Source organism: Robiginitalea sp. SC105 (assembly GCF_014243345.1).
Lineage (GTDB): Bacteria > Bacteroidota > Bacteroidia > Flavobacteriales > Flavobacteriaceae > Robiginitalea.
Window position 1 is genome coordinate 1,603,923 of record NZ_JACLZF010000001.1, and the last position, 23,822, is coordinate 1,627,744.

General features: G+C 55.8%; 27 protein-coding genes. 10 read left to right on the forward strand and 17 right to left on the reverse strand.

The annotated features are described in order from the left end of the window. Positions 1 to 21: 21 nt before the first annotated feature. From H7F20_RS07115 to H7F20_RS07130, 4 genes are all read right to left on the reverse strand, one after another. Positions 22 to 426, reverse strand: coding sequence for a response regulator (locus H7F20_RS07115; RefSeq protein WP_185785415.1), 405 nt, complete (start codon positions 424 to 426; stop codon positions 22 to 24). Beyond that, positions 413 to 2,260 carry a PAS domain-containing protein gene (locus tag H7F20_RS07120; protein WP_221898700.1) on the reverse strand — a complete coding sequence of 616 codons (1,848 nt, stop codon included), beginning with the start codon at positions 2,258 to 2,260 and terminating at the stop codon, positions 413 to 415. Before H7F20_RS07120 ends, H7F20_RS07115 begins: the two co-directional genes overlap by 14 nt. A gap of 186 nt (positions 2,261 to 2,446) precedes the next feature. Further along, a complete protein-coding gene (gene coaD / locus H7F20_RS07125; RefSeq protein WP_185785416.1) occupies positions 2,447 to 2,899 on the reverse strand; it encodes a pantetheine-phosphate adenylyltransferase in 453 nt (150 codons plus the stop codon). A gap of 24 nt (positions 2,900 to 2,923) precedes the next feature. After that, on the reverse strand, positions 2,924 to 3,913 hold the full coding sequence (locus H7F20_RS07130; protein ID WP_185785417.1) for a D-alanine--D-alanine ligase: 990 nt from the start codon (positions 3,911 to 3,913) through the stop codon (positions 2,924 to 2,926). A 92-nt stretch (positions 3,914 to 4,005) separates the two neighbouring features. On the opposite strand from H7F20_RS07130, the gene H7F20_RS07135 reads away from it, so the two are divergent. From H7F20_RS07135 to yaaA, 3 genes are all read left to right on the forward strand, one after another. Next, entirely contained in the window at positions 4,006 to 4,593 is a 588-nt protein-coding gene (locus H7F20_RS07135; protein WP_185785418.1) for a PASTA domain-containing protein, read from the forward strand. Between the two features lie 2 nt (positions 4,594 to 4,595). Next, the gene (locus tag H7F20_RS07140; RefSeq protein ID WP_185785419.1) at positions 4,596 to 5,630 is read left to right on the forward strand and encodes an RluA family pseudouridine synthase; all 1,035 of its coding nucleotides are present in this window, start codon (positions 4,596 to 4,598) and stop codon (positions 5,628 to 5,630) included. Positions 5,631 to 5,735: 105 nt separating this feature from the next. Then, entirely contained in the window at positions 5,736 to 6,497 is a 762-nt protein-coding gene (gene yaaA / locus H7F20_RS07145) for a peroxide stress protein YaaA (RefSeq protein ID WP_185785420.1), read from the forward strand. Positions 6,498 to 6,554: 57 nt separating this feature from the next. Here the strand turns inward: yaaA and H7F20_RS07150 are convergent, their stop codons facing one another. Next, a complete protein-coding gene (locus H7F20_RS07150) occupies positions 6,555 to 6,683 on the reverse strand; it encodes a 30S ribosomal protein THX (protein ID WP_185785421.1) in 129 nt (42 codons plus the stop codon). Between the two features lie 189 nt (positions 6,684 to 6,872). Between H7F20_RS07150 and H7F20_RS07155 the strand changes: the two genes are divergently transcribed. Together H7F20_RS07155 and H7F20_RS07160 are read left to right on the forward strand one after the other, a co-directional pair. Continuing rightward, the gene (locus H7F20_RS07155; protein ID WP_185785422.1) at positions 6,873 to 7,541 is read left to right on the forward strand and encodes a uracil-DNA glycosylase family protein; all 669 of its coding nucleotides are present in this window, start codon (positions 6,873 to 6,875) and stop codon (positions 7,539 to 7,541) included. 150 nt (positions 7,542 to 7,691) lie between these two features. Then, positions 7,692 to 10,238: a phosphoenolpyruvate carboxylase gene (locus H7F20_RS07160; RefSeq protein WP_185785423.1), complete on the forward strand. Its 2,547-nt coding sequence runs from the start codon at positions 7,692 to 7,694 to the stop codon at positions 10,236 to 10,238. An 85-nt stretch (positions 10,239 to 10,323) separates the two neighbouring features. On the opposite strand, the gene H7F20_RS15960 is transcribed toward H7F20_RS07160, so the two are convergent. From H7F20_RS15960 to H7F20_RS07215, 12 genes are all read right to left on the reverse strand, one after another. Then, positions 10,324 to 10,458 (reverse strand): hypothetical protein, encoded by a 135-nt coding sequence (locus tag H7F20_RS15960; protein ID WP_255444002.1) that lies wholly within the window; start codon positions 10,456 to 10,458, stop codon positions 10,324 to 10,326. An 81-nt stretch (positions 10,459 to 10,539) separates the two neighbouring features. Beyond that, entirely contained in the window at positions 10,540 to 12,042 is a 1,503-nt protein-coding gene (locus tag H7F20_RS07165) for a M20/M25/M40 family metallo-hydrolase (RefSeq protein WP_185785424.1), read from the reverse strand. 147 nt (positions 12,043 to 12,189) lie between these two features. Further along, the gene (gene trpA / locus H7F20_RS07170) at positions 12,190 to 12,996 is read right to left on the reverse strand and encodes a tryptophan synthase subunit alpha (protein ID WP_185785425.1); all 807 of its coding nucleotides are present in this window, start codon (positions 12,994 to 12,996) and stop codon (positions 12,190 to 12,192) included. 9 nt (positions 12,997 to 13,005) lie between these two features. Further along, positions 13,006 to 14,193, reverse strand: a complete 1,188-nt coding sequence (gene trpB / locus H7F20_RS07175) for a tryptophan synthase subunit beta (RefSeq protein ID WP_185785426.1) — start codon at positions 14,191 to 14,193, stop codon at positions 13,006 to 13,008. A gap of 20 nt (positions 14,194 to 14,213) precedes the next feature. Continuing rightward, entirely contained in the window at positions 14,214 to 14,873 is a 660-nt protein-coding gene (locus H7F20_RS07180; RefSeq protein WP_185785427.1) for a phosphoribosylanthranilate isomerase, read from the reverse strand. Further along, positions 14,870 to 15,655: an indole-3-glycerol phosphate synthase TrpC gene (gene trpC / locus H7F20_RS07185; RefSeq protein ID WP_185785428.1), complete on the reverse strand. Its 786-nt coding sequence runs from the start codon at positions 15,653 to 15,655 to the stop codon at positions 14,870 to 14,872. Before trpC ends, H7F20_RS07180 begins: the two co-directional genes overlap by 4 nt. A gap of 123 nt (positions 15,656 to 15,778) precedes the next feature. After that, on the reverse strand, positions 15,779 to 16,777 hold the full coding sequence (gene trpD, locus H7F20_RS07190) for an anthranilate phosphoribosyltransferase (protein WP_185785429.1): 999 nt from the start codon (positions 16,775 to 16,777) through the stop codon (positions 15,779 to 15,781). Next, complete coding sequence (locus tag H7F20_RS07195; RefSeq protein ID WP_185785430.1) at positions 16,774 to 17,343, reverse strand: aminodeoxychorismate/anthranilate synthase component II; 570 nt, start codon at positions 17,341 to 17,343, stop codon at positions 16,774 to 16,776. The genes trpD and H7F20_RS07195 overlap by 4 nt, the downstream gene beginning before the upstream one ends. 1 nt (position 17,344) lies before the next feature. Then, positions 17,345 to 18,742, reverse strand: a complete 1,398-nt coding sequence (locus tag H7F20_RS07200; RefSeq protein WP_185785431.1) for an anthranilate synthase component I family protein — start codon at positions 18,740 to 18,742, stop codon at positions 17,345 to 17,347. Between the two features lie 240 nt (positions 18,743 to 18,982). Further along, positions 18,983 to 19,573, reverse strand: a complete 591-nt coding sequence (locus tag H7F20_RS07205) for a YceI family protein (RefSeq protein WP_185785432.1) — start codon at positions 19,571 to 19,573, stop codon at positions 18,983 to 18,985. A 44-nt stretch (positions 19,574 to 19,617) separates the two neighbouring features. Then, positions 19,618 to 20,274 (reverse strand): NAD(P)H-dependent oxidoreductase, encoded by a 657-nt coding sequence (locus H7F20_RS07210; protein WP_221898701.1) that lies wholly within the window; start codon positions 20,272 to 20,274, stop codon positions 19,618 to 19,620. Positions 20,275 to 20,280: 6 nt separating this feature from the next. Continuing rightward, positions 20,281 to 20,730, reverse strand: a complete 450-nt coding sequence (locus H7F20_RS07215; RefSeq protein WP_185785433.1) for a MarR family winged helix-turn-helix transcriptional regulator — start codon at positions 20,728 to 20,730, stop codon at positions 20,281 to 20,283. A 136-nt stretch (positions 20,731 to 20,866) separates the two neighbouring features. On the opposite strand from H7F20_RS07215, the gene H7F20_RS07220 reads away from it, so the two are divergent. The 5 genes from H7F20_RS07220 to H7F20_RS07240 all read left to right on the forward strand — a co-directional run bounded on the left by H7F20_RS07220 (position 20,867) and on the right by H7F20_RS07240 (position 23,733). Further along, a complete protein-coding gene (locus tag H7F20_RS07220) occupies positions 20,867 to 21,409 on the forward strand; it encodes a TlpA family protein disulfide reductase (RefSeq protein WP_185785434.1) in 543 nt (180 codons plus the stop codon). 10 nt (positions 21,410 to 21,419) lie between these two features. After that, positions 21,420 to 22,025 (forward strand): thioredoxin family protein, encoded by a 606-nt coding sequence (locus tag H7F20_RS07225; RefSeq protein ID WP_185785435.1) that lies wholly within the window; start codon positions 21,420 to 21,422, stop codon positions 22,023 to 22,025. Between the two features lie 61 nt (positions 22,026 to 22,086). Then, positions 22,087 to 22,398 carry a rhodanese-like domain-containing protein gene (locus H7F20_RS07230; protein WP_185785436.1) on the forward strand — a complete coding sequence of 104 codons (312 nt, stop codon included), beginning with the start codon at positions 22,087 to 22,089 and terminating at the stop codon, positions 22,396 to 22,398. 97 nt (positions 22,399 to 22,495) lie between these two features. Further along, complete coding sequence (locus H7F20_RS07235; protein WP_185785437.1) at positions 22,496 to 22,723, forward strand: PspC domain-containing protein; 228 nt, start codon at positions 22,496 to 22,498, stop codon at positions 22,721 to 22,723. A gap of 2 nt (positions 22,724 to 22,725) precedes the next feature. Next, a complete protein-coding gene (locus H7F20_RS07240; RefSeq protein WP_185785438.1) occupies positions 22,726 to 23,733 on the forward strand; it encodes a TrkA family potassium uptake protein in 1,008 nt (335 codons plus the stop codon). Positions 23,734 to 23,822: the final 89 nt, after the last annotated feature.

The window sequence follows — 23,822 nt, forward strand, 5'->3', positions numbered from 1 at the left end:
AAAGGTATCAAAATTTATGGCCTAAGCGGCACGGGTCATCTCCTGCAGGTCGCTCATTTTGATGGGTTTGTTGCGGTATTCCAACAGGTGCCTGGTGCGCGATTTAAAGCCTTCAAAGCGCTGCAGGTCGTACGGGTCGATGGATGAGGTCACGATGTTGATCCGGATGGGCCGGGGGCAGAGCAGTTTGGTAAACGCCTCCAGAAATTGCCAGCCATCCATGATGGGCATGTTGATATCCAGGAAAATGACCTCCGGCAGGTGGCCGCCCGTTTCGATGAGCTGCTGGATCTTCTGGAAGGCCAGCTGGCCATTGGCAAAGGATTCGGTGTGTTCCGCAGCCTCCATGGCCATCAGCATTTTGCGGATGCCGAATACAGTGATCGGGTCGTCGTCAATGATGAATACGGTGTCAACTTTGTTCATCCAGGTATATTTTAAAGGTGGTTCCTTTCCCGACCTCACTGCAGGTCAGGATCCGGCCGTTCATGGCCTCGATCTGGTTTTTGGTGATATACAGGCCAATACCCCGGGCATCCGGGTGGTTGTGGAAGGTCTTATACATCCCGAACAGCTTATCCCCGTATTTTTTCAGGTCGATGCCAATCCCGTTATCCGAGATCACCAGCACGGCCTGGGAGCCGGTATGCTCATAACAGATCCGTACCTCGGGTCTGCGGTCCGGGTGCCGGTATTTGATCCCGTTGGTGATGAAATTGATCAGAATGCTGTCCAGATAGGCGGGCACGGCTTGCAGGGTGGCGTCGTGGGGGATTTCGTTGTGAATCACGCCCTCGTGGGTTTGCAGGAACCCGGACAGGTTCTGCTGAACGGCGTGTACCGCCCGGTGGATGCGTATTTGTTTTTTCTCCAGCCGGACATTCGTGTTGATGGCCACTACCTCGTTGAGGTTTTCCAGGGTTTCCAGCAGGTTTTCCGAAGCGTCGTTCAGCATACCCAGAATCCGGTCCCTTTCTTCCACGTCCTGCTCGTTAGCCAGGAAATCCAGCAACATCGAAAAGTTGGCGCTGTGCGAGCGCAGGTTGTGCGAGACGATATGCGCAAAGTTCACCAGTTTCTTGTTTTGCTGGGAGGATACATTGATCAACTCCCGCAATTCCCCTTCTTTTTGTTTCAGGTCGGAAATATCCATGCTCAGGCCGAGCAGCCCGTAGACTTCCTGCTCTTCGTCGAACAATGGTATCTTGGAGGTCAGGAAGTGGGTGACCTTCCCGTTCTTCTGTACGGAAATGGTCTCCTTTCCCAGTATGGGGGTGCCGTTGTTGAGTACAAACAGGTCCTCGTCCCTGGATTCCTGTGCTACCTTTTGGTCGTACAGGTCAAAATCGGATTTCCCGATCAGTTCAGAGGCATCCTGTACCCCGAGATAGGCACACTCTGATTTGTTTACCAGTATTTTCTTCGATTCCAGGTCTTTTATATAAACATTCAGGGGCAGGTTGTCCACCACCGTGTGCAGCAGGTTCTCGCTCTCAGTGGAGCGCTGGTTGGATACATTGACTTCGGTAACGTCCTGAATGGTGCCGATCAGCCCCACATAGATGCCGTCTTTGTAGAGGGGCTTGCCGGAGGCCACCACCCAGAGTTCCTTGCCGGAGGCGGTGATGATCTTCAGCTTTTCCTTCCAGTGCGTGCCGGACTCCATGGCCTTGTAGACCGCCATGGAAATGGTGTTGCGGGAATAGCCCTCCATGTAGAATTCGATGGCCGATTCGATGTTGGGCTCAAAATCTTCCGGGACTTCGTGGATCTTCCGGGTCATGTCGCACCAGGTGAGCTTCCCGGTAATGGCATTGTATTCCCAGCTGCCGATCCGCGCATTGACGGCCTTGGCCTCCAGGAGGATCTGGGCTTTTTCGTAATCGAGCTCCAATTTGATCCGGTCGGTGATATTGACGATCTGGAGGATGACGCCGATAATATTTTCCCCTTTGTCGTACCACGGGGTGTTGCTGTATTCATACCAGTACTCGGAATTGTCGGAGGAGATGAACCGGTCGATGCCTTTGTCTGTTTCCGCTCCCTCCAGGCAACGCCGCAGTACGCCGATCAGGTGTTCAGGGGCCTGTGGGAGGACTTCGTAAATTCGGCGGCCGAAAAGGTTTTTCCGATCAAAATGGAATGCCCGGATCAGGGAATCGGAGGCGTGTACCACTTCCAGCTCCGCGTTGAGGAATACGGTTGGATTGGGTAGTTGCGCAATCAGAAAACTCCGGGGTTGTACTTTTGCCTCCTTCAAAATACATAAGTAATTTCCTACGAATATATTTTGTTTAACCTTACATATGCAAGTATTGTTGTGAACTGCCCCTGTTCCGTGGTGAGCCTGCCGATTTTAGCGGTAGGAGGGGTGTCCCGGGTGATCTTTCACCGTTCCGGGACTTGCAGACCCCCGTTATCTGAGGGCTTCCGCAGCAGGCTAAGGTCAGAACCGGACCGTATCCGGGACCAGTACGGTGTAATCCCCCCCGTTGCGGATCACATCCCGGACGATGGAGGAACTGATATAGGATTTCCCGGATGAAGTAAGCAGGAAGACGGTTTCGATTTCGGAAAGTTTCCGGTTGGTATGGGCAATGGCCTTCTCGAACTCAAAATCGGCCGGGTTGCGCAACCCCCGGAGGATAAAGGATGCCCCGACTTCCCGGCAGAAATCCACGGTAAGCCCGCTGTAGGCGCTCACGCTGATCCGGGGTTCGTCCCGGAAGGCCTTGCGGATAAACTCCATGCGTTGCTCCATGCTGAACATATAGGACTTCTCGGAATTCTCCCCTATGGCGATCACCAATTCGTCAAAAAGGGAAATCCCCCGCTGGATGATGTCGTAATGCCCCAGGGTGATCGGGTCAAAGGATCCCGGAAAAACGGCGCGTTTCATGCCTGTCAGTTTGGTTTTTTAAAGCTAACCATTTTTAGCCAAAGCGTCCTCAATGGCACCGCCGAAGAGTTCCGCCAGCGATATGCCCGCTGCGGCTGCCTGCTGGGGGAGGATGCTTGCCTCGGTGAGCCCCGGGGTGGTATTGACCTCCAGCAGGTGCGGCTGATCGCCTACCAGGATGAATTCGGAGCGGCTGTAACCGGTCATCCGAAGGCGGTCGTAGATGGCTGCGGCGAGTTCCCGAACTTTGGCGGCAACGGGTTCCGGGATCTGTGCGGGAGTGACCTCCCGGGATTTACCCTCGTATTTGGCCTGGTAGTCGAAGAATTCGTTTTCCGAGATGATCTCGGTGATTGGGAGCACCAGCGTTTGCCCCTGGTGCCGGATGACCCCAACGGATACCTCCCTGCCTATCAAAGCCGCCTCAATCAGCACCTCGTCATCCTCCCGGAAAGCAGCTTCCACTGCCCCATGTAGCCCGGCGGCCTCCTTGACCAGGCTTACCCCGTAACTGCTGCCCGCCCGGTTGGCCTTGACAAAGCAGGGAAGCCCAACCGCCTGTATGATGGCCTTCTCATCCAGCTCCTGCCCCTTGTTCAGATGGTAGGAACGGGCGGCGGGGACCCCGGAGGCCTTCAGGATACTCAGCAGGTCGCGCTTGTTGAAGGTTATCGCTGCCTGGTAAAACCCGCAGGAAGTCTGGGGCATGCCGATCAGTTCGAAATAGGCCTGGAGCAGGCCATTTTCCCCAGGGGTGCCGTGGATGGCATTGAAGACGCAGTCGAATTTCAGGATTTCGCCCCCAAGGTCCACGCTGAAATCGTGGCGGTTTACCGGCAGTTCCCGGCCGTCCCCGGTGAGCAGGACCCAGCGGTCGCGGCGGATCAGGATGCGGTAAGGGTCGTACTGCCGCCGGTCCAGCCACTTGCAGACCACCTCCCCGCTCTTCAGGGAAATTTCGTATTCACTGGAATAGCCACCCATGATGATGGCGATTTTTTTGGTGGAGCCCATGCCTTGCTTTGCGTTAAATTGGTCGTAAGACCGGCTCAATTTAAATAAAAAACATGCGGGTTCCCTATATTTGTCTGGTTAATAAAAACGGTATGCGAAACTTCCTGAATTTTCTCCGTTCCCGGATATTCCTGATCAATCTGGCCCTGGCCCTGGTGGCCATTGTGGTGATCTCCTTCCTGACCCTGCAGTGGCTCGAAAGCTCAACCCGGCACGGTGAATTCGTACAGGTCCCCGACCTGGGGCGGATGTCGGTGCCCGAGATGCGGGAGGCCGTGGAGGAGGCCGGGCTGCGGTTTGAGGTGGTGGACTCCGCCAATTTTGACCCGGATTACCCGCGATTTTCCATTATTGAACAGAATCCGCCAGCGGGAAACCGCGTAAAGGAAAACCGGAAGATCTATGTGACCGTGAACCCATCGGGGTATAAGAAGGTAACCGTCCCGGATATCATTCAGGTCACCCAGCGAAATGCCGCCTCCATGCTCAGGGCTGTCGGCCTCGAGGTAGAGCGGGTCACCTATATCGATGAACTCGGCAAGGATATGGTGTACCGTATCCGCCATCAGGGCGAATACATCAACCCGGGCGACAAGCTCCCGAAAACGTCCAGCATCGAGTTGATATGCGGTAACGGGACCATCCCGGACGAGGCGCGGATTCAGTCCGAATCCCAGTAGCAATGGCAGTATTTCCCGACCAGGAGGATTCCGAGGAAGACGAATTATTCGAGCACTACAGCTTTACGGCGGATGCCGGCCAGAAGCCGCTCCGGGTGGACAAGTTCCTGATGACCCGCATCCGGAACGCCACGCGGAATAAAATTCAGCAGGCTGCCCGGGACGGGAATATCCGGGCCAACGAGCAGGTGGTCAAGCAGAACTACCGGGTGAAGCCGGGAGACACCGTCCGCGTCCTGTTCGAGCATCCCCCATATGAAAACCTCCTGCTACCCGAAGCGATCCCGCTGGATATCGTTTATGAGGACGACACCCTGCTGGTGGTGAACAAGCCCGCAAGGATGGTGGTACATCCCGGGCACGGCAACTATTCGGGTACCCTGGTCAATGCCCTGGTGCACCATTTTGACCAGCTTCCGGTAAACGCGGACAACCGTCCCGGCCTGGTCCACCGGATCGACAAGGATACCTCCGGGCTGCTGGTCATCGCCAAAACGGAGGTTGCCATGGCCCACCTGGCCAAACAGTTTTTCGACAAGACCACCCGCCGGGAATACCTTGCCCTGGTCTGGGGCAATGTGGAGGCAGACTCCGGCACGGTCGAAGGGGCCATAGGCAGGAACCCCAAGAACCGCTTGCAGATGCAGGTATTTCCCGACGAATCCCAGGGCAAAGCGGCCATTACCCATTACCGGGTAGTGGAACGCCTCGGGTATGTTACCCTGGTTTCCTGCCAGCTGGAAACCGGCCGGACCCACCAGATCCGCGTGCATATGAAGCATATCGGGCATACCCTGTTCAATGATGAGCGCTATGGGGGCGACCGCATCCTTAAAGGGACCTCCTTTACCAAATACAAGCAATTTGTGGAGAATGCCTTCAAACTGCTGCCGCGTCAGGCACTCCATGCGCGTACCCTGGGCTTTGTACACCCAGTAAGCGGGGAATCCATGGATTTTGAGGCCCCGGTGCCCGAAGACATGGCCTCCTGCATCGACAAATGGAGGGATTACGCCAAACACCGTGCCGATGAATAACGGTTCCGATAAATAGAAGCCGGCGATAGTGCCATAGGGAACAGCATTCGGAGGCTTCGCGACAATTGGCGGCAGCTTCGTATTTTTAGACCAAAGAATTGTACCATGAAAATTGTTATTTCCCCGGCTAAATCCCTGGACTATGAACGCGAGTTGCCCACGCAGCGCCACTCTCAGCCCCAGTTCCAGAAGGAGGCGGGGCAACTGAACAAGATCCTTGCCAAAAAGAAGCCGCGTTCCCTGGAAAAGCTGATGGACATCTCAACGGAGCTGGCGGAGCTGAACTGGACCCGGAACCAGGAATTTTCACTGCCCTTTACCCCGGAGAATGCACGCCCTGCGATTTTTGCCTTTAACGGGGATGTGTACCAGGGCCTGGATGCCTACAGCCTGGAACCCGGGCAGCTGGATGCCCTGCAGGAAAAGGTCCGGATTCTCTCGGGACTCTACGGCATGCTGCGGCCCCTTGACCTCATGCAGCCCTACCGGCTGGAGATGGGGACCCAACTGCGGGTGGGTCGGAAGAAGAACCTTTACGAATTCTGGAAGAAGACGCTTACGGCAAGGCTGAACGAGGAGCTGGCGGAAGGTGAAGCACTGGTCAACCTGGCCAGCAAAGAATACTTCAGCGCCCTGAATGCGAAAGAACTCAAGGCTCCTGTCATTACCCCGGTATTCAAGGACTGGAGCAAGGACAAGCTCCGGATCATCAGTTTCTTTGCCAAAAAGGCAAGGGGCTCCATGGTGCGGTATATCCTCGATAAGGGAATTGACCGGCCGGACGGCCTGCTCGGCTTTGATTACGATGATTACCAGTACAGCCGGGAACATACCCTGAGGGAAGACCAGCCCGTTTTTGTCAGGTAGCCGGAAACCCATGGGGCGACCCGTCGGAGAGCCGACGGGGCATTCCCGGGCCAACTATCAGGTTTTACCCTTGATGTTTATCTTTTCCTCTACCGGTGTTTTTTTTCGGATTTTCCGGGGGCGGCGTGCCCCGTAGGATTTGTTGGCTATTTTTCCCCGTTTCGTCTTTTTATCTCCTTTTCCCATGGCCTTGTTGCTTTAACCTTCTAATTTAGGCATTTCGGGAGGAACCATCAAGGCCGGGACCCATGAAAGCCCGGCGAACCCGAATGGGGACGTCGCCGTGTTTTGCGGTAGGCGCAGACCTATTCCAGTGGGTAAGATAGGTGCGAGCCTGCGGGTAGGAAAACCCTAAGAAAAAAGTGGAAAGCAACCATGTTCGAGCACTATCATCCATATGACCCTTTTTTATTTGATTCGGCGACCAAATGGATCGTAGGCACCCTGCCGCCCCCCCGATTTACTACCGGGGATTTGCTGCCGGGGGATGTGGATTTCTGCTACGGGAGCCGCGACGGCCAGCTCTGGACCATCCTGGACCGGATCTTCGGCCTGGACCTCGCCTTTGAAAACACGCATGCGGCCATTGCTGCGCGCAGGCACTTTTTAAAATCCCGGAAAATTGGGATATGCGATATCGTGCAACGGGCGTGGCGCGAAAAACCGGACGCTTCGGATACCGGCATGCGGGATATCGAGCTGCGCGACCTCCTGGGCCTGCTCCGTGAGTACCCCCGGGTTGAAAAGCTTTTGTTTACGGGGGGCAACAGCAAGAATGGCCCGGAATACCTGTTCAGGCAGCTCCTGGCTTCGGCAGGATTGAAGCTGGAGGTCGTTTCCGACAGCCTCCCCCGGGTCCACCGTTTTTACCTGCCCCTGGCCGGTGGAGCGCACCGGTACATCACCACGGTTTCCCTTACGGCACCCTCGGGTTCTGCAAACCGGGCGGTGGGCAGTCTTCCCGAATACAAGAAGCGAAAAGAAAAGGACCCCGGCTATACGGTGATGGATTTCCGGGTAGCGCAATACAGACCGTATTTCTGAGGGTTTTTGTTGGTTTTGTGTACGGCTTGCCATATTTTGTTAAGAGTGCCGGCAATGCCTTGAATATACCGGCTAATTCAGGAACTTTATGCCAACGACCCGGGGCGGGCAAACCCAGCCGCCCCCGGTAAAACAATTACATCAAAAACTATGAGTCAGGTCGAACGACTAAAGGAATTCAAGAAAACCGTACGGAACAAATTCAATATCTACAACAGCCTGTTCCTGAACCTGCCCTATACAGAAGGGGAAAACGTGGGCATTTACATCCCCCTGCTATTCCAGCAGTGCGACAGCGGGCTGAAGTCGGGCAAGAACCCCACGGAAATCCTCGACGGGTTCTTTGACAATTTCACCAGGGCCTCCAACGAAAAGGAACGCATCGACCTGATGTTCCGGATCATCCAGTATGTGGAACGGCAGGTGGTGCTCTACGACAGCGTGGAGGATGCGGCCTTCCCCAGGCTGCACGTACACACGGATTCCCTGTCCGTCCGGGATTACTTCCAACTCGCCAAAAAGAACAAGCGCTGGGACAAGGTTTCCAAGAAACTGGAATCCTTCAGTGCCCGGATCGTACTGACCGCCCACCCGACCCAGTTTTATACCCCCGCCGTGCTGGATATCATCGCCGAGCTCCGCACGCTCATCCTGGAGAACAAGATCGACGAAATCGATGTCACCCTGCAACAGCTCGGGCTGACGTCCCTGATCAACAGCAAGAAGCCCACCCCCCTGGATGAAGCCAAGAATATCATCTATACGTTGCGCCACGTCTACTACCAGGCGGTCGGGGACCTCTATCAGTATATCAAGGGCAGTATAGAAAACGACCAGTACAACAACCCGGATATCATCAAGCTCGGATTCTGGCCGGGGGGCGACCGGGACGGCAACCCTTTTGTGACCGCCGATATCACCATGGATGTGGCCGACGAACTTCGGACCACCCTGATGAAGTGCTATTACAACGACCTGAAGACCCTGCAAAAGCGGATCTCTTTCCGGGGGGTACAGGAAAGGATGCAGGCGCTCAGGAACAAGGCATATGTAGCCATGTTCGATACGAGCAAAACCCTCGGCTACGAAGAGATGATGGCCACCCTCGGGGAAGTGCGGGACATCCTGGTGGCCGATTATTACGGGCTTTACCTGAAGGAACTGGACCAGTTTATGGACAAGGTCCGGTTGTTCAAGACGCATTTTGCGACCCTGGATATCCGCCAGGACCACCGGATGCACTATCGCGTGGTGGAGACGGTATTGCAACGCCACGGCTATATCCGGGAGTCCCTGGAGGAGCTCTCCGGCGACCGCCTGGTGGAGATCCTGGTGCGGGAGGAACTGGAACTGGACCCTGGCGCCTATGAGGACGACATTGTCCGGGATACACTGGTCAATATGGCCCAGCTCGAAGAGATACAGCGCAAAAACGGCCAGGATGGCTGCAACCGGTATATCATCAGCAACTCCGAGGATATCTTCTCGGTCCTTTTCGTCTTTGGCCTGCTTCGCTGGTCCGGCTGGAAGGGTGCCGATATCACCTTCGACATCATCCCGCTTTTCGAGACCATGAAGGGCATGGAAGCAGCCGAAGAGGTAATGCAAACCCTGTTTGACCTGCCGGAATACCGGGCCCACGTGGCCCAGCGCCGGGACCTGCAGACCATCATGCTGGGCTTCTCCGACGGTACCAAGGACGGGGGCTACCTCAAGGCCAACTGGTCCATATTTAAAACCAAGGAAACGCTTTCCCGGGTGTGCCGCCGCAACAAGATCAAGGCGATTTTCTTCGATGGCCGTGGCGGGCCGCCCGCCCGGGGGGGAGGGAAGACGCACCGCTTTTACGCTGCACAGACCAAGGCGATTGCCAACCACGAAATTCAGCTGACCGTCCAGGGGCAAACCATTACCAGTACCTTCGGCACCAAGGAGCTGTTCATGCACAACAGCGAGCAGCTGCTTACCGCAGGCCTTTCCAATACGATCTTCGGCAAGGAAAACGTGATCGACAAACCACAGCGGGATTTACTCGAGGCCTTGTCGGAGTTGAGTTTTAAAAAGTACGATTCCCTGAAGCAGCACGAGTTGTTCCTGCCCTATCTGGAAAACCGCAGCACGCTGAAATACTACTCCAATGCCAATATCGGCAGCCGGCCCGGAAAACGCGGCAACAAGGCCAAACTGGAGTTTTCCGATCTGCGCGCCATCTCCTTTGTCGGCTCCTGGAGCCAGCTCAAGCAGAACGTGCCCGGGTATTACGGGATCGGGACCGCCCTGAAGCAGCTCAAGGAGCAGGGCCGCATGCCGGAACTGAAGAAAATGTACAAGGATGTAGCCTTTTTCCGCGCGCTGATGCTCAACAGCATGATGTCCCTGACCAAGTGTTATTTTGAGCTTACCAGCTATATGAAGGAGGACAAGAAGTACCGGGCTTTCTGGGAAATGCTCTACCGGGAATACAAACTTTCCAAACAGATGCTGTTGCAATTGTCGGGCTACAAGGTGCTGATGGAAAACGAATCCGTATCCCGCGAATCGATCAAGATCCGGGAAAACATCGTGCTGCCCCTGCTGGTGATCCAGCAATATGCCCTGCAGAAAATCGGAGAGGGGACTGACCGGAAAGAGCTGTATGAAAAAATCGTGACGCGGTCCCTGTACGGGAATATAAACGCCAGCCGTAACTCCGCCTGACGGGTGCCCCGAAGGGACCTGCTGCATAAAAAAACACCCGGGATTTCCCGGGTGTTTTTTTTATTGGTCTTAAGCGGTTCGCCGCTTAACTTTTGTTCTGCTGGTCCTTGATCGTCGGTTCGTCAATGTCGAAGGTGTTCGTGTCCACATTGGTGTTTGCCGTCGGATTCGTCGGATTGTGCTGTTCTTTCTTTCTCTTGAATTTTCTTGGGTTACTCATATCTTGTTCTTAACTGTTATCGAATTAACTATCTGAAATATAGGTAATTACATTCGTAATAACCGTTAAAAAATGCTAAAATCAGTTCCCTGCCGGGGTACTGAGTATTGCCTCCAGGGTGCGCAGGCCATAGGCAATCTGCCCGATCTTCAGGTTTTCATTGGGGCTGTGCTGGTTGTTGTCGGGATTCACCAGTGGCAGCAGGAAAGCCGGTATGTCCAGCGCATTGACAAAGGGGGCAATGGGCACGGTCCCCCCTGCGATCCGGATCTGTACCACCGGCTCCCCGAAGGTCGTGCCCAGGAGGGAAACCAGGTGCTGTCCGAAAGGGTTGTCCAGCGGGGTCCGGAACGCATCGGTCACCTCGCTTTCCGCAACGCGTACCCACCGGGGTTCGGCCCGCCTCATGGCGGCATCCGGTTCCTTGTCGGTCAGGCGGTATCCGAGCCCCCGGATATGATCTTTAACGAGCTCCTTCATGCGCTGCCCGTCGGTTTCCGGGACCAGGCGGATATCGATTTCTGCTGTGGCGCTTGCCGGTACGATGGTCCGCGCCTCCGGTCCAATCCACCCGGAGCCCATGCCGCGCACATTCAGAGACGGGTATTGTAGGGCCTCCTGGTAGAATGCCCCCACCCGGTCCGGTTCGGCGATTTGCAGGTCCCCGTCGATGCGGGATGCCTCGTCCGGGACAGAACGCAGCACCTCCATTTCATCCGCTGTAAGTTCAATGCCGTCGTAGTAACCCGGGATCAGTACGCGTCCCTGCCGATCCTTCATACTGGCCAGGATTTCGGCCAGCTGGAAATTCGGGTTGGGGGCATAGTTTCCGTAATGGCCGCTGTGCTGAGGTAGCACCGGCCCATAGGTGGTAAGGGAGAGGGTGGTGATGCCTCGGCACCCGTAGACCACGGTGGGCAGGCCCGAATAGTGCACCGGTCCGTCGGCAATCAGGAGGTAATCCGCTTCCAGCAATTCCCGGTACGTCTGCACTGCGCCGGGCAGGGGTTTGCTGCTGCGCTCTTCCTGCCCGTCCAGGATCACCTTCAGGTTGAAGGGGATTTCGACCCCTTTCTTCTTTAACAGGTCAAGGGTATTGAGAAACATGATGATCGGCCCCTTGTCGTCCGAAACGGAACGCCCGAAAAGACGCCAGTCATAGGGGATATCCTCACTGAGTTCACTCAGCGGCCGACTCGTCCAGCCCCCTTCTTCCGCAGGGGATTTCAGCACCACTTGGTAGGGGTTGGGCTGGTCCCATTTGGCGGGGTCCACGGACTGGCCGTCGAAGTGCATGTACCAGAGCAGGGTAGGCTTGCCCTCCTCCATGGGCAGCGCGGCAAAAAACAGGGACTCCTCCTCGGTCGGGAGGAGGCTCGTGTTGAAACCCCGCTCGGAAAAGGCCCGTGTCAGCCAGGTGAGGTTCCGGTTGATGTCCGCGTGTTGCAGGGCGTCGTTCGGAATGGCGACAAACTGGATCAGTTCGTCAATGGTATGGCGGACCTGTGCCTTCATTAGCGGGTCCTCCTGGGGGAACACTTGCAGTTGGAGTAAACTCAGCAAAAACAGCAGCCGGTATTTCATGGGTATGGTTTTAGTTGGAATCAGGCCGGGCGTTGGTACGAACCCGGGTGTTGGAATTTAAAGGGCCAATTTACCACTTGTCGGACAATTATCCTCAAATTACCACTGGTTACCGGAATCTTCCTGCCTGGTCGGGGAAATTCCCGGTTATGAACTGCGCAATCCTTCTACAAACCCCCGGATGCCGGCGACACCCTTTTCGGTAAGCAGCCGGATAAAGGCAGATCCGATGATGGCGCCTTTGGCGTTCCGGGTGGCCGCCCGGAAACTCTGCGCATCGCTGATGCCGAAACCCACGAGTTGCGGGTGTTCCAGGTCCATGGCCGCGATCCGGTCAAAATAGGCCTGCTGTCCCTGCCCGAAACCCTCCTGTACCCCGGTGGTACTGGCGGAGCTCACCATGTAGATAAAACTGTCGGAGGCCGCATCTATCCGGCGGATCCGGGTTTCGGAAGTCTGCGGGCTGATCAGGAAGATCATGCTCAGCCCCTGCGCCTTGAAATGATGCTGGTAGTCCCGCTCATAGATTTCCAGGGGGAGGTCCGGCAGGATCAAACCGTCGATCCCCACTTCCCGGCACTTGCGGCAGAAAGCTTCTACCCCGTATTGCAGGATGGGGTTGAAATAGCCCATCAGGATGAGGGGGATATCGATTTGGCTGCGGATGCCCCGGAGTTGTTCGAATAAGCGGGAGGTGGTCATGCCATTTTTCAGGGCAGCGGTGGAACTCTCCTGTATGGTCGGGCCGTCTGCCAGCGGGTCGCTGAAGGGCAGGCCGATTTCCACCATATCCGCCCCGGCCGCCTGCAGCTCCCGGATTATGGGAACGGTATCCCCTAGGCCGGGGTATCCGGCTGTAAAATAGATGGATACCAGTTTACCTGGTTTGCGCAGCGCAATGGCGAGCCGGTCCGATAGTTTATTTTCCGAAAGCTGTTTTTTTACTGATGCCATGGGTGTCTTTTATGCAAGCTTGAAATAGTCGATATACGTTTGCAGGTCCTTGTCGCCCCGCCCCGATACGTTGATCACCGTCAGGGATCCTTCGGGCACCGCACCTTTGGCGAGCACGGCCAGGGCATGGGAGGTTTCAATGGCCGGGATAATGCCTTCGAGGCGGGCCAGCTCCCTTCCGGCCTCCATGGCCTCCTCGTCCGTAACCGGGATAAAGCGGGCCCGGCCCGTGGCAAAGAGGTGGGCATGCAGGGGGCCTACCCCGGGGTAGTCCAACCCGGCCGAAATGGAATAGGGTTCAGTGATCTGCCCGTCATCGGTCTGCATGAGCAGCGTCTTGCTGGCATGGATGATGCCGACGCGCCCAAGGGCCGAGGTCGCCGCGCTCTCCCCTGTATCAACGCCTTTTCCGGCTGCCTCAGCCGCTATGATCTGTACGTGTTCCCTGTCCAGGTAGTGGTAATAGGTGCCCGCCGCGTTGCTGCCGCCCCCCACGCAGGCGATGAGGACGTCCGGGTCCGGCCGGCCCTCTTTTTCCTGGAGCTGGGCCTGGATTTCTTCCGAGATAACAGCCTGGAGGCGGGTGACCATATCGGGGTAGGGGTGGGGTCCTACCACGGACCCGATGATGTAATGGGTGTCGACCGGATTGTTGATCCAGTCCCGTATGGCTTCGTTGGTGGCATCTTTCAGGGTGCGGCTCCCGGACCGTGCAGGCCGTACCTCGGCGCCCAGGAGCTTCATCCGCGCGACATTCGGCGCCTGGCGCGCAATATCGACTTCCCCCATATAGACCACGCAGGGCAGGCCCATCAGGGCGCATACCGTGGCGGTTGCCACCCCGTGCTGGCCGGCTCCCGTTTCAGCGATGATCCGCTTTTTGCCCAGTTTTTTGGCCAGCAGGATCTGGCCGATGGTATTGTTTACCTTATGCGCACCGGTATGGCACAGATCTTCCCGTTTCAGGTAGATCCGGCAGTTGTACGCATCGGAGAGCCGATCCGCATAATACAGGGGGGTGGGCCGGCCTACATAGTCCCGCAGCAAGGCGCGGAACTCCTGCTGGAACTCCTCCGAGGCCAGGATCTCCCGGTAGTTTTCGCGAAGTTCCTCCACATTGGGGTAAAGCATTTCCGGGATGAAGGCGCCGCCGAATTCCCCGTAAAATCCATATTCATCTACACTGTACTGACTCATAGCTGTCTTTATAATTCCGCTTAATTCCGCGGTCCCGGTTGAAACCAGGGTGCCGCATCCATAAATTCCTTGAGCGTCCCGGCATCTTTTTGTCCGGGAGCGGTTTCGAACCGGCTGTTCACATCAATCGCATAACAAAAACGGCCTGCCGGTGAGGCCGAAAAGTCCTTTATCTCGTCCAGGGACCCGGGTCCAATCCCCCCGCTCAGGAAAAAAGGGGTCTCGTAGGGATAGTTTTCGAGTACCTTCCAGTCAAACCCGGTACCGTTTCCCCCGGGAAGCGGTCCCCTGCTGTCAAAGAGGAAAAAGTCGCAGGCTTCCCGGTATTCAGAAAGGGTCCCGAAATCGAATGAGCTGCCCACCGAAAAGGCTTTGATCAGCCTGGGTGGGGGTGCCAGGGTTTCCTCCAGCCGCCGTTTCAGACCGCGGCAGTAGGCAGCGGATTCCTGTCCGTGCAACTGGACCAGAGACAGGTCAAAGGCCCGGCATTTCTCCAGGATGTCTCCGGGGGCCGCATCCACAAAAACCCCTACGCGCAGGGGATATTCCGGGAATCCCTGCGGAAGTTCCCCTTCGAAATTCCGGGAGGAACCCTCCCAGAAAATAAAGCCAAGGTAATCCGGGCCGAGACGGGCGATCTCCACCGGATTGTGCTTCATGCCGCAGACTTTCAGCCTCATGTCCCCAGATCTTTTAGAAACGTCCTCAGTGCCTTCCCGGGGTCCTGCTGTTTCATGAAGGTTTCCCCCATCAGAAAACCCCGGTACCCCGACTCCCGGAGCGCCCGGAGTTCGCCGGGATTCCCCAGGCCGCTTTCGGTAATCCGCAGGGCGGTTTCAGGGATGTGCGGTGCCAGGTTATGGCTGGTGGCCAGGTCCACGTCGAAGGTTTTGAGGTTGCGGTTGTTGACGCCGATCATATCTGCGGCATCCGCGGGAGCAGCCCGGAGTTCATCCAGGTCGTGGACCTCCAGCAGAACCTCCAGCCCAAGGCGCCTGGCCGAATCCGAGAGCTGCCGGATTTCCGCAGGTTCCAGCAGGGCAGCGATGAGCAGGATGGCATCCGCCCCGTGGGCCCGGGCCTCCAGTACCTGGTAGGGATCCAGGATGAATTCCTTCCGCAATAGTGGCAGAGTGGTCGCAGCCCGAGCCAGTTGCAGGTCTTCCAGGGAACCCCCAAAATAGGTGGCATCCGTAAGCACGGATACCGCACCCGCGCCACCGGCTTCATAGCCCCGGACCACCTCCCCCACCGAGAGGCTCTGGTTGATCACCGATCGGGAAGGGGAACGGCGTTTGTGCTCCGCGATGATCCCGAAAGGCCGGCTCAAAAGCGAGGCCTTCATGGAAACCGGGACGCGGTCCATCAGCGCGCTCGCCCCCAGCTGGGACTCGGGTACGACCTTACGCTTCAGCGCAATTTCCTGCCTTTTGGTAGCCGCGATTCGCTCCAGGATGTTCATAGGTTTCGTTTTTCGCAATCTTTTATTGGGGGTCCCCCCGCCCCGGTCAGCAAGTTACTGCCGGTTGCTGAAGTTTCCTCGCATTCTTTTCTTTTGTGGCAACTTTCGAACCACCGGCCTCCTTTACGCCTGCCGGCTCAATTCCTGCAATTCCCTCAAAGCCTGAAGCGCCCTGCCGCTTTCAAGGGATTCCCGGGCCTTGCCAAAGGCTGCCTCCAGAGTACTGCCCTCTACCGTCGAAATGGCCACCGCGGCATTGGCGCAGACCACTCCCTGCTGTTCCGGGGTACCGCGTCCCTGCAGGACCTTCAGGAAAATACCCGCCGCTTCCTCGATACTCTCGCCCCCGTGGATTCTCTCCGCCTGCAGCGATTGCAGCCCGAAATCCTCCGGATTCAGGACAGATTCACTCTTGTTGCGGATCACCTTGGCAGGCCCGGTCAGGGAAATTTCATCATATCCGTCCAGGCCGTGCAGGATGCTGTATATCTTGTCCGTATTCTGGTACAGGTAACCATACATGCGTGCGAGTTCCAGGTTGAATACCCCGACCATCTGGTACTTCGGGAATGCAGGGTTAACCATGGGCCCGAGCATGTTAAAAAACGTTTTTACACCCAGTTCCCGGCGGATGGGGGCCACGTTCTTCATGGCCGGGTGGAACAGGGGGGCATGGAGGATGCAGATGCCGGCCCGCTCCATGCAGCGCCTGAGGTAGTCCTGGTCATTGCTGAACCGCACCCCCAGGAATTCGAGTACGTTGCTGCTGCCGCACTGGGAGGATACCCCGTAGTTGCCGTGCTTGGCTACCGGGATCCCCGCCCCGGCTGTGACGAAAGAGGCCAGGGTGGAGATATTGAAGGTGTTTTTCCCGTCCCCCCCGGTACCGCAAAGGTCAATGGGTTCATACCCGCCAAGGTCCACGGACTGGCAGAGTTCCAGCAGGGCATCCCGGAACCCCTCCAGTTCCTCGGTACGGATGCTCCGCATCATGAAAACGGTCAGGAAAGCGGCAATCTGGCTGGTGTTATAGCTTCCACGGGCTATTTCCACCAGTACCTGCCGGGCTTCCTCCCGTTCCAGCAGCTGGTGTTCGATCAGTTTGTTCAGTGTCTTTTTCATGCTTCTTCGTTTAGCCAGTTGGCGAGAATTTCTTTTCCCCTCGGGGTCAGCACGGATTCCGGGTGGTATTGCACCGCCCGCACATCGTATTGTTTGTGCCGGATGGACATCAGCTGCCCGTTCGCATCCCGGGCCGTTACCTCCAGGCAATCGGGTAATTCAGGGTCCACCACCCAGGAATGGTACCGGCCCACCTCGATCCGATCGGGCATCCCGCGATAAATCGTGTCTTCAGCGACAATATCGATAGTCGTGGCGACCCCGTGGTAGACCCGGTCCAGGTTGATGAGGCAGCCGCCGAATACCTCGGCAATGGCCTGTTGGCCCAGGCACACCCCGAATATCCTCTTGGTGGGGGCATACCGTTTGATCAGCGGTTTGAGCAGCCCTGCCTCATCGGGGATCCCGGGCCCGGGTGACAGCACGATGCGCTCATATGCGGCCACTTCGTCCAGGCTCAGCTTATCGTTCCTCCTGACATGTACCTCACAATCCAGGTCCTCGAAGTAATGGACCAGGTTGTAGGTGAAGCTGTCGTAGTTGTCTATGACCAGAACCTTTTTCATATCAGAGTGTTTCGGCTATTTCCAGTGCCTGGTTCAGGGCGCCGAGTTTGTTATAGGTTTCCTGTAATTCTGCCCGGGGGTCGGATGCCGCTACCAAACCGGCCCCGGCCTGGTAGTAAAGGATGTGGTTGTGGCTGAGGAAGGTGCGGATCATGATGGCGTGGTTGAAATCTCCGTCAAAAGCCATAAACCCGATGGCGCCCCCGTAATAGGTCCGGCTGGTTTTTTCGTACTGTTCGATCAGCTGCATGGCCCGGTGCTTGGGTGCCCCGCTGAGCGTCCCGGCCGGGAAGGTGTCCGCGACCACCTTCATGGTGGGGATATCCGGCTTTTTCATGCCGGTGACCTTGGATACCAGGTGGATCACATGCGAAAAATACTGGACCTCCCGGTAGGTCTCCACCTGCACGGTGTTGCCATTGCGGCTCAGGTCGTTCCGGGCGAGGTCCACCAGCATGACGTGTTCACTGTTCTCCTTGTCGTCGGCCGCGAGTTCCCGGGCCAGTTGGGCATCTTCTTCGTCATTGCCGGTCCGCTTGAAGGTGCCGGCGATCGGGTGTATTTCCGCCTTGCCGTCCCCGACCACGAGCTGGGCCTCCGGGGAGCTGCCGAAAATCTTGAAGTTCCCGTAGTCAAAATAGAAGAGGTAGGGGGAGGGGTTGATGGAACGGAGCGCCCTGTAAACGTTAAATTCGTCCCCCTTGAATCCCTGGGCGAACCTGCGGGACAACACCAGCTGGAACACATCGCCCCTGCCGCAGTGCTTGCGCGCCAGCTCCACGTGTTCCAGGTACTCGGAATCCTCCAGGTTGGACTGCCGCTGTCCGTCCCTCCGGAAGGAATACGAGGCGAAGGTCTGTACCGAGAGCAGTTGTTCGAGCTCGGGGATGTTGTTGACCCCGTCATAGGAATGCGCAAAAAGGTAGGCCTCGTTCTTGAAGTGGTCAAAAGCGATGATGTTCCGGTATACCGCGTAATAGATATCCGGGATATCCGGCGAATCCGGCTTCCGGGAAATCTGTATATCCTCGAAGTACCGCACGGCGTCGTAGGCCATGTAACCGAACAAGCCGTTGTTGATGAACTTGAACCCCCCGGAACGGGCCTGGAACCGGCCGGCAAAGGCATGGATTTCCATCGGAATATCGGTATCCGGCCCAATGGCCTGTTCTTCCCGTTTTCCGTCCGGGTATTCGGTGAAGATCCTTTCGCCCTGGACCCGGATAGAGGCAATGGGGTTGCAGCAGATGTAGGAAAAGGAATTGTCGTTGGCGTGGTAATCGCTGCTTTCCAGCAACAGGCTGCCCGGGAAGCAATCCCTTACTTTCAGGTAGACACTTACCGGGGTGAGGGTATCCGCAAGGATCTTTTTGTGGTGCGTTTGAAGCTTATATGCCATGAGAAACGGGTATTGTCAAAAATTAAAAAAGGCCTGTCGTGACAGACAAGCCTTTTAATATGGTGTACAAACACAGGGGGCTCAGGTCACGAGATTTCGCGATTTGCAGCCCACCACCAGTTTGTTGTATGTATTGTTTTCATCGGATCCAAATATAGAAAGGAAATTGGTTTCCGCCAACCAACTCCAAAAAAAAACGCCGGCATAACCGGCGTTCTAAGAATTAGCTGGAAATATTTTCTAGCTGGCTGATGCGAATTCCAGGTCAACCACGAGGTCAAACTCGTCGTAGATGGTCTTGTCCCCGAGGTTATCGAAGAAACTACCGGAACCATAGCGGATATCATAGGCGGTACGGTCAACTTTTACAGAAGCCGTGGCCTTGCTGCCATATACAGACAAATCAAACGTTACGGGTTTGGTGATCCCCTTGATGGTCAGGTTACCGGTTACTTCGTATGAATTTTTCCCGGTAGCCTTTACATTGGTAAAGACCAGTTTGGAAGTAGTGTGGGTAGCTACGGAGAAGAAATCCTCGGACTTCAGGTGGCCGACGAGCTTATCGCGGGATTCACCTTCCACATCTGTGGCCGTGAGGGTGGTCATATCCACCTGGAATTCCCCACCGGTCAGGTTGTCACCGTCAAAAATCAGGTTACCCGATTGCAGTGCCACGGTCCCGGTGTGGGAGCCGGTTACTTTATAGGCTTTCCAGGTAACTGTGCTGGCCTGGGCATTCACGGTTTTGGTTTCTTCTGCCACCGGCTCGGTTGCGTAGGTAGCGGACCCGGCAACTACAGCCAGGATAAGGGTAAATACATTCTTTTTCATGGTTTTGCTTTTGATTTTAGTTAAGAGATATTTGATTTTAAAAATTAAATGTGGGTAAAAATTTCTTCGTGGGGGCGGCGCACTTTTTCATTGTGCTGGGTGGCATCCTCCTGGGAGCGATGGCCCACAGCCACCAGAACGGCGGCACTCAGCCCTTTGGATGTAAGGCCCAGAATTTCGTTTACTTTCTCGGCCTCAAAGCCTTCCATCGGGCAGGCATCAATCCGTGCAGCAGCTGCCGCGGACAACAGGTTGCCAACGGCCAGATAAGCCTGGCGGGCAGTCCAGTTTGCTTTGGCAGACGCGGGCAGTTCCACCAGTTTTGATTTCATGAAGTCGGCATAACCGGACAATTTTTCCTTGGCCACGCCCCGTGTTTCGGAGACCGTGTCGATATAGCTGTCTACCAGTTCGGGCCCGAAATCCGTCTGGTGGGTAAAAACCAACAGGTGGGAGGCATCGGTGATCTGCGATTGGTCCCAGCAGGCGGGTCGCAGCGTTTTGCGCACTTCCGGATCGCTGATGACCAGGACCCTGTAGGGCTGCAGCCCATAAGAGGATGCGCTCAGGCGAATGGCGTCAACTAGGTTTTCGATTTCCTCCGCGGAAAGCTTTTTGTCCGCGTCGAATTTTTTCGTGGCATACCGCCAGTTAAGCGATTCGATATAATTTGAGATTTCGGTTTCCGAATTTGTTTGCATTGTTTTTTATTTTATGAGGTCCAGTAATTTGTTGAGTTCCTGAAGCTGGTCTCCCGAGAGTTGCTCCATGAGTTGCTTTTCTTCCGCATCGATGACCTGGTCCATGACCAGTAACTGCTCCCTGCCATCTGGGGTGAGGAAAATTTCTACTTTCCTGCGGTTATCCGGGCAGACATTCCTCCTTACGAGCCCCTTGGCGATCAACTTGTCAACCAGGCGTGTTGTATTGCTCATTTTGGTTACCATGCGTTCGTTGAGGGTGCTCATATTGGCAGGTTCCCCTTTCTGGCCGCGCAGGATCCGAAGCACATTGAACTGCTGCATGGATACTCCGAAGGGTTTCAGGGCATTGGCCATGGCTTCGTTGATGCGGTTGTGAACCAGCAGCAGGTGGATGATGGTCCTTCGCTGTGGGGGCAGGACCGCATCGGTTTTAATAATGGCTTCAACATTCATGTCAATACAACATTTGTATATACAAATATAAGACAATGTTTTTTCATTCTGCAAGTACCCACTCGCTAAATTTTTGTTAAACGTCTGCCGACAGGGGATGTCCTTCCCTAAATTTAAAAGGCTTACCAGAATGATTATGAACAGAATACCCCTGTTATTGTGCTGTTTCCTGTCTGCTACATCCCTGCTGCAGTCCCAGCAGAACCGGTATCCCTGGCTGGAGGTATCGCCCAAAACCATGGTATCCACACGGGTCGGTGACATCCCGGTGGTGGATTTCAGTGGACTCCAACCCCTGCTCGAGCAAGACGGACCCGGCATCCACGTGATCAACTTCTGGGCAACCTGGTGCGCCCCCTGCATCAAGGAACTGCCGCATTTCGAAAGCCTCCGGGAGGATTTTGCCGACCGGGGCGTCAAGGTAACCCTGGTAAGCCTGGACATGCCGGCCTTTTGGGAAAAGCGATTGCCCGCTTTTATTGAAAAGCGCGGGATTGAAAGCCCTGTAGTGGTCCTCGACGACCCCAGGCAGAACGATTGGATCCCACGGGTTTCCCCTCAGTGGTCCGGCGCAATCCCGGCTACCCTGATCTATGACCACGAACGCCGGGAATTTTATGAACAATCTTTCGACGGCCCGCAACTGGAGGCCGTCATCAATTCATTTTTAAACGATTAAAAGCACGACTATGAAAACGATCCCGCAAACACTCCTGCTATTGGCATTCCTGTCCCTTTCGGTATTCCCGGTTTTTTCTCAGGGATATGCCATCGGCGACAAGGCAGCGGATTTTGCTTTGCCTGCCGTTGACGGAAATACCGTTAGCCTATCCGACTTTCCTGACGCCAGGGGCTTCATTGTTGTATTTACCTGCAATACCTGCCCCTACGCCCAGGCCTATGAACAGCGGATCGAGGCCCTCAACCGGCAATACGCCTCCCGGGGATTCCCGGTTATTGCCATCAACCCCAACAACCCCTCCATACAGCCCGGGGACAGTTTTGAAAAAATGAAGGAACGGGCAGCCCAACGCGGCTTTACCTTCCCCTACCTGCTGGACGAGGGACAGGAAGTCTACCCCCGATACGGGGCAACCCGCACCCCGCATGTCTTTTTGCTGGAGCGATCCGGCGGCGATCTCCTGGTGCGTTACATCGGGGCGGTTGACGATAACTACCAGGATGCCAAGGCCGTGGAGACCCCCTATGTGGAGGCAGCCGTGGAGGCACTGCTGAGCGGCAGGCCCGTACCCATGGAAACCACGCGGGCCATCGGGTGCAGCATAAAGGCCTGAGCCCGTATCGGACATCGGGGCAAAATCCCTATTTTTGTGCTGATAAAATCTCTTAGGCATTATGGCAGACCTGAACCAAGAAGCGTGGCGCGAACAGATGCAGTCCGACCCGGATGCGGTTATACTGGACGTTCGCACCGATGAGGAAGTGGAGGATGGCTACATCCCCGGATCCATACAGATCGATTTTTACCGTGGGCAGGGATTTCTGGACGAACTCGACAAGCTGGACAAGAGCAAGAGCTATTACGTCTACTGCCGTTCGGGCAACCGCAGCGGACAAGCCTGTTCGCTGATGAACAGCAAAGGATTTGAGCGGACCTTCAACCTCAAGGGCGGCATGCTCGAATGGGACGGGGAAGTGGCCGATTGATCACCAGTACCCATTCCCAAAGGAGTTGCCATTGGGGATGACCAATACATGCCAAAACCCGGGGGAACATTCGGGCGGAATGTGCTAATTTTAACAGGTGAATCTTTTTTACACAGCACTCTATTATTTCCAGAAGCGGGGCTTTGAAGTCTGCCGCCGGATCGCTGAACGCCTTGGGATCAGGGCCAGGGTGGTGCGGACCTCCTTTATTTACCTTACATTCGTGACCCTTGGATTCGGTTTTGCCCTGTACCTGTTCCTGGCATTTTGGCTCAAGATCAAGGATCTGATCTATACCAAGCGAACCTCCGTTTTTGACCTCTGAATATGCTGAAGCTCTTCCGGTCTAAAATCTACCTGGCGCTTTTCCTGATGGCAATCGTGTTGCTCTTCGGGGTGTTCGGCTACCGGTTCGTGGCCGGCTTCAACTGGAGCGAGGCCTTGTATATGACCATTATCACGGTAACCACCGTCGGTTTCCAGGAGGTACGCCCCCTGGATACAGAAGCCCGGATATTCACCGTTATCCTGATTGTCTCCAGCGTGTTCATCTTTGCCTTTGGCCTTTCGGTGATTACCGAATACATCCTGAGCAAGAATTCCCTCCAAACCCTAAAAAAGAAGAAAGTGAAACAGCGTATCGATGCCCTCCAGCAACACGTCATCCTTTGCGGCCACGGGCGGAACGGGACCCAGGCCGCCCAGAAGCTGCGGGCCTACAATCGCCCGTTTGTCGTGATTGAGAAAGACCCCGCCATTATTGAAAAGTTTGAGGAAGACATCCTCTTCGTGGAAGGGGATGCGAATGAGGATGAAGCGCTGCTCGAGGCGGGTGTGGACCGGGCCCGGTACCTGATCGCCACCCTCCCGGACGATGCGGCCAACCTCTTTGTGGTGCTATCTGCCCGCCAACTGAATCCGAAGCTCTTTATCATCAGCCGGGCCTCCCAGCTTTCCTCCGTCAAAAAGTTGCAACTGGCAGGGGCCGACAAGGTGATCATGCCGGACAAGATCGGCGGGGATCACATGGCCTCGCTGGTGGTGCTGCCGGACCTGATCACATTCATGGACCAGCTTTCCATGGAAGGGGAGCACACCACCAACCTGGAGGAGGTGGGGATCGAGGATTTCCGCAACCAGGTAGACTGCAATACGCTGCGCGACCTGGACCTCCGCAGGAAAACAGGTTGTACGATCATCGGGTATATTGAACCCAACGGGAACTATATCATCAACCCGGAAGCCGACCTCCCATTGCTTCCCAAAAGCAAGGTCATTGTACTGGGCCGGCCCGAACAGATTCGCAAGCTCAACGAGATGTTCCATATTGACTGACCGCCGCCGGATATAATTTGGACGGCATCCTTATTTTTAGGATATTGCCGCGGTCTGAAAAAGCGAAACCAAACTAATTGACCCACCCC

Excerpts from the sequence above, each read along its gene's own strand:
- H7F20_RS07195 (WP_185785430.1), bottom strand. The coding sequence starts at position 17,343 with ATGAAAAAGGTTCTGGTCATAGACAACTACGACAGCTTCACCTACAAC.
- H7F20_RS07240 (WP_185785438.1), top strand. The coding sequence starts at position 22,726 with ATGCTGAAGCTCTTCCGGTCTAAAATCTACCTGGCGCTTTTCCTGATG.
- H7F20_RS07180 (WP_185785427.1), bottom strand. The coding sequence starts at position 14,873 with ATGAGGCTGAAAGTCTGCGGCATGAAGCACAATCCGGTGGAGATCGCC.
- H7F20_RS07140 (WP_185785419.1), top strand. The coding sequence starts at position 4,596 with ATGGCAGTATTTCCCGACCAGGAGGATTCCGAGGAAGACGAATTATTC.
- H7F20_RS07220 (WP_185785434.1), top strand. The coding sequence starts at position 20,867 with ATGAACAGAATACCCCTGTTATTGTGCTGTTTCCTGTCTGCTACATCC.
- H7F20_RS07130 (WP_185785417.1), bottom strand. The coding sequence starts at position 3,913 with ATGGGCTCCACCAAAAAAATCGCCATCATCATGGGTGGCTATTCCAGT.
- H7F20_RS15960 (WP_255444002.1), bottom strand. The coding sequence starts at position 10,458 with ATGAGTAACCCAAGAAAATTCAAGAGAAAGAAAGAACAGCACAATCCG.
- trpC (WP_185785428.1), bottom strand. The coding sequence starts at position 15,655 with ATGAACATCCTGGAGCGAATCGCGGCTACCAAAAGGCAGGAAATTGCG.
- yaaA (WP_185785420.1), top strand. The coding sequence starts at position 5,736 with ATGAAAATTGTTATTTCCCCGGCTAAATCCCTGGACTATGAACGCGAG.
- H7F20_RS07225 (WP_185785435.1), top strand. The coding sequence starts at position 21,420 with ATGAAAACGATCCCGCAAACACTCCTGCTATTGGCATTCCTGTCCCTT.
- H7F20_RS07215 (WP_185785433.1), bottom strand. The coding sequence starts at position 20,730 with ATGAATGTTGAAGCCATTATTAAAACCGATGCGGTCCTGCCCCCACAG.
- H7F20_RS07230 (WP_185785436.1), top strand. The coding sequence starts at position 22,087 with ATGGCAGACCTGAACCAAGAAGCGTGGCGCGAACAGATGCAGTCCGAC.
- H7F20_RS07205 (WP_185785432.1), bottom strand. The coding sequence starts at position 19,573 with ATGAAAAAGAATGTATTTACCCTTATCCTGGCTGTAGTTGCCGGGTCC.
- H7F20_RS07150 (WP_185785421.1), bottom strand. The coding sequence starts at position 6,683 with ATGGGAAAAGGAGATAAAAAGACGAAACGGGGAAAAATAGCCAACAAA.
- H7F20_RS07200 (WP_185785431.1), bottom strand. The coding sequence starts at position 18,742 with ATGGCATATAAGCTTCAAACGCACCACAAAAAGATCCTTGCGGATACC.
- coaD (WP_185785416.1), bottom strand. The coding sequence starts at position 2,899 with ATGAAACGCGCCGTTTTTCCGGGATCCTTTGACCCGATCACCCTGGGG.
- trpD (WP_185785429.1), bottom strand. The coding sequence starts at position 16,777 with ATGAAAAAGACACTGAACAAACTGATCGAACACCAGCTGCTGGAACGG.
- H7F20_RS07210 (WP_221898701.1), bottom strand. The coding sequence starts at position 20,274 with ATGCAAACAAATTCGGAAACCGAAATCTCAAATTATATCGAATCGCTT.
- H7F20_RS07155 (WP_185785422.1), top strand. The coding sequence starts at position 6,873 with ATGTTCGAGCACTATCATCCATATGACCCTTTTTTATTTGATTCGGCG.
- H7F20_RS07135 (WP_185785418.1), top strand. The coding sequence starts at position 4,006 with ATGCGAAACTTCCTGAATTTTCTCCGTTCCCGGATATTCCTGATCAAT.
- H7F20_RS07115 (WP_185785415.1), bottom strand. The coding sequence starts at position 426 with ATGAACAAAGTTGACACCGTATTCATCATTGACGACGACCCGATCACT.
- H7F20_RS07160 (WP_185785423.1), top strand. The coding sequence starts at position 7,692 with ATGAGTCAGGTCGAACGACTAAAGGAATTCAAGAAAACCGTACGGAAC.
- H7F20_RS07165 (WP_185785424.1), bottom strand. The coding sequence starts at position 12,042 with ATGAAATACCGGCTGCTGTTTTTGCTGAGTTTACTCCAACTGCAAGTG.
- trpA (WP_185785425.1), bottom strand. The coding sequence starts at position 12,996 with ATGGCATCAGTAAAAAAACAGCTTTCGGAAAATAAACTATCGGACCGG.
- trpB (WP_185785426.1), bottom strand. The coding sequence starts at position 14,193 with ATGAGTCAGTACAGTGTAGATGAATATGGATTTTACGGGGAATTCGGC.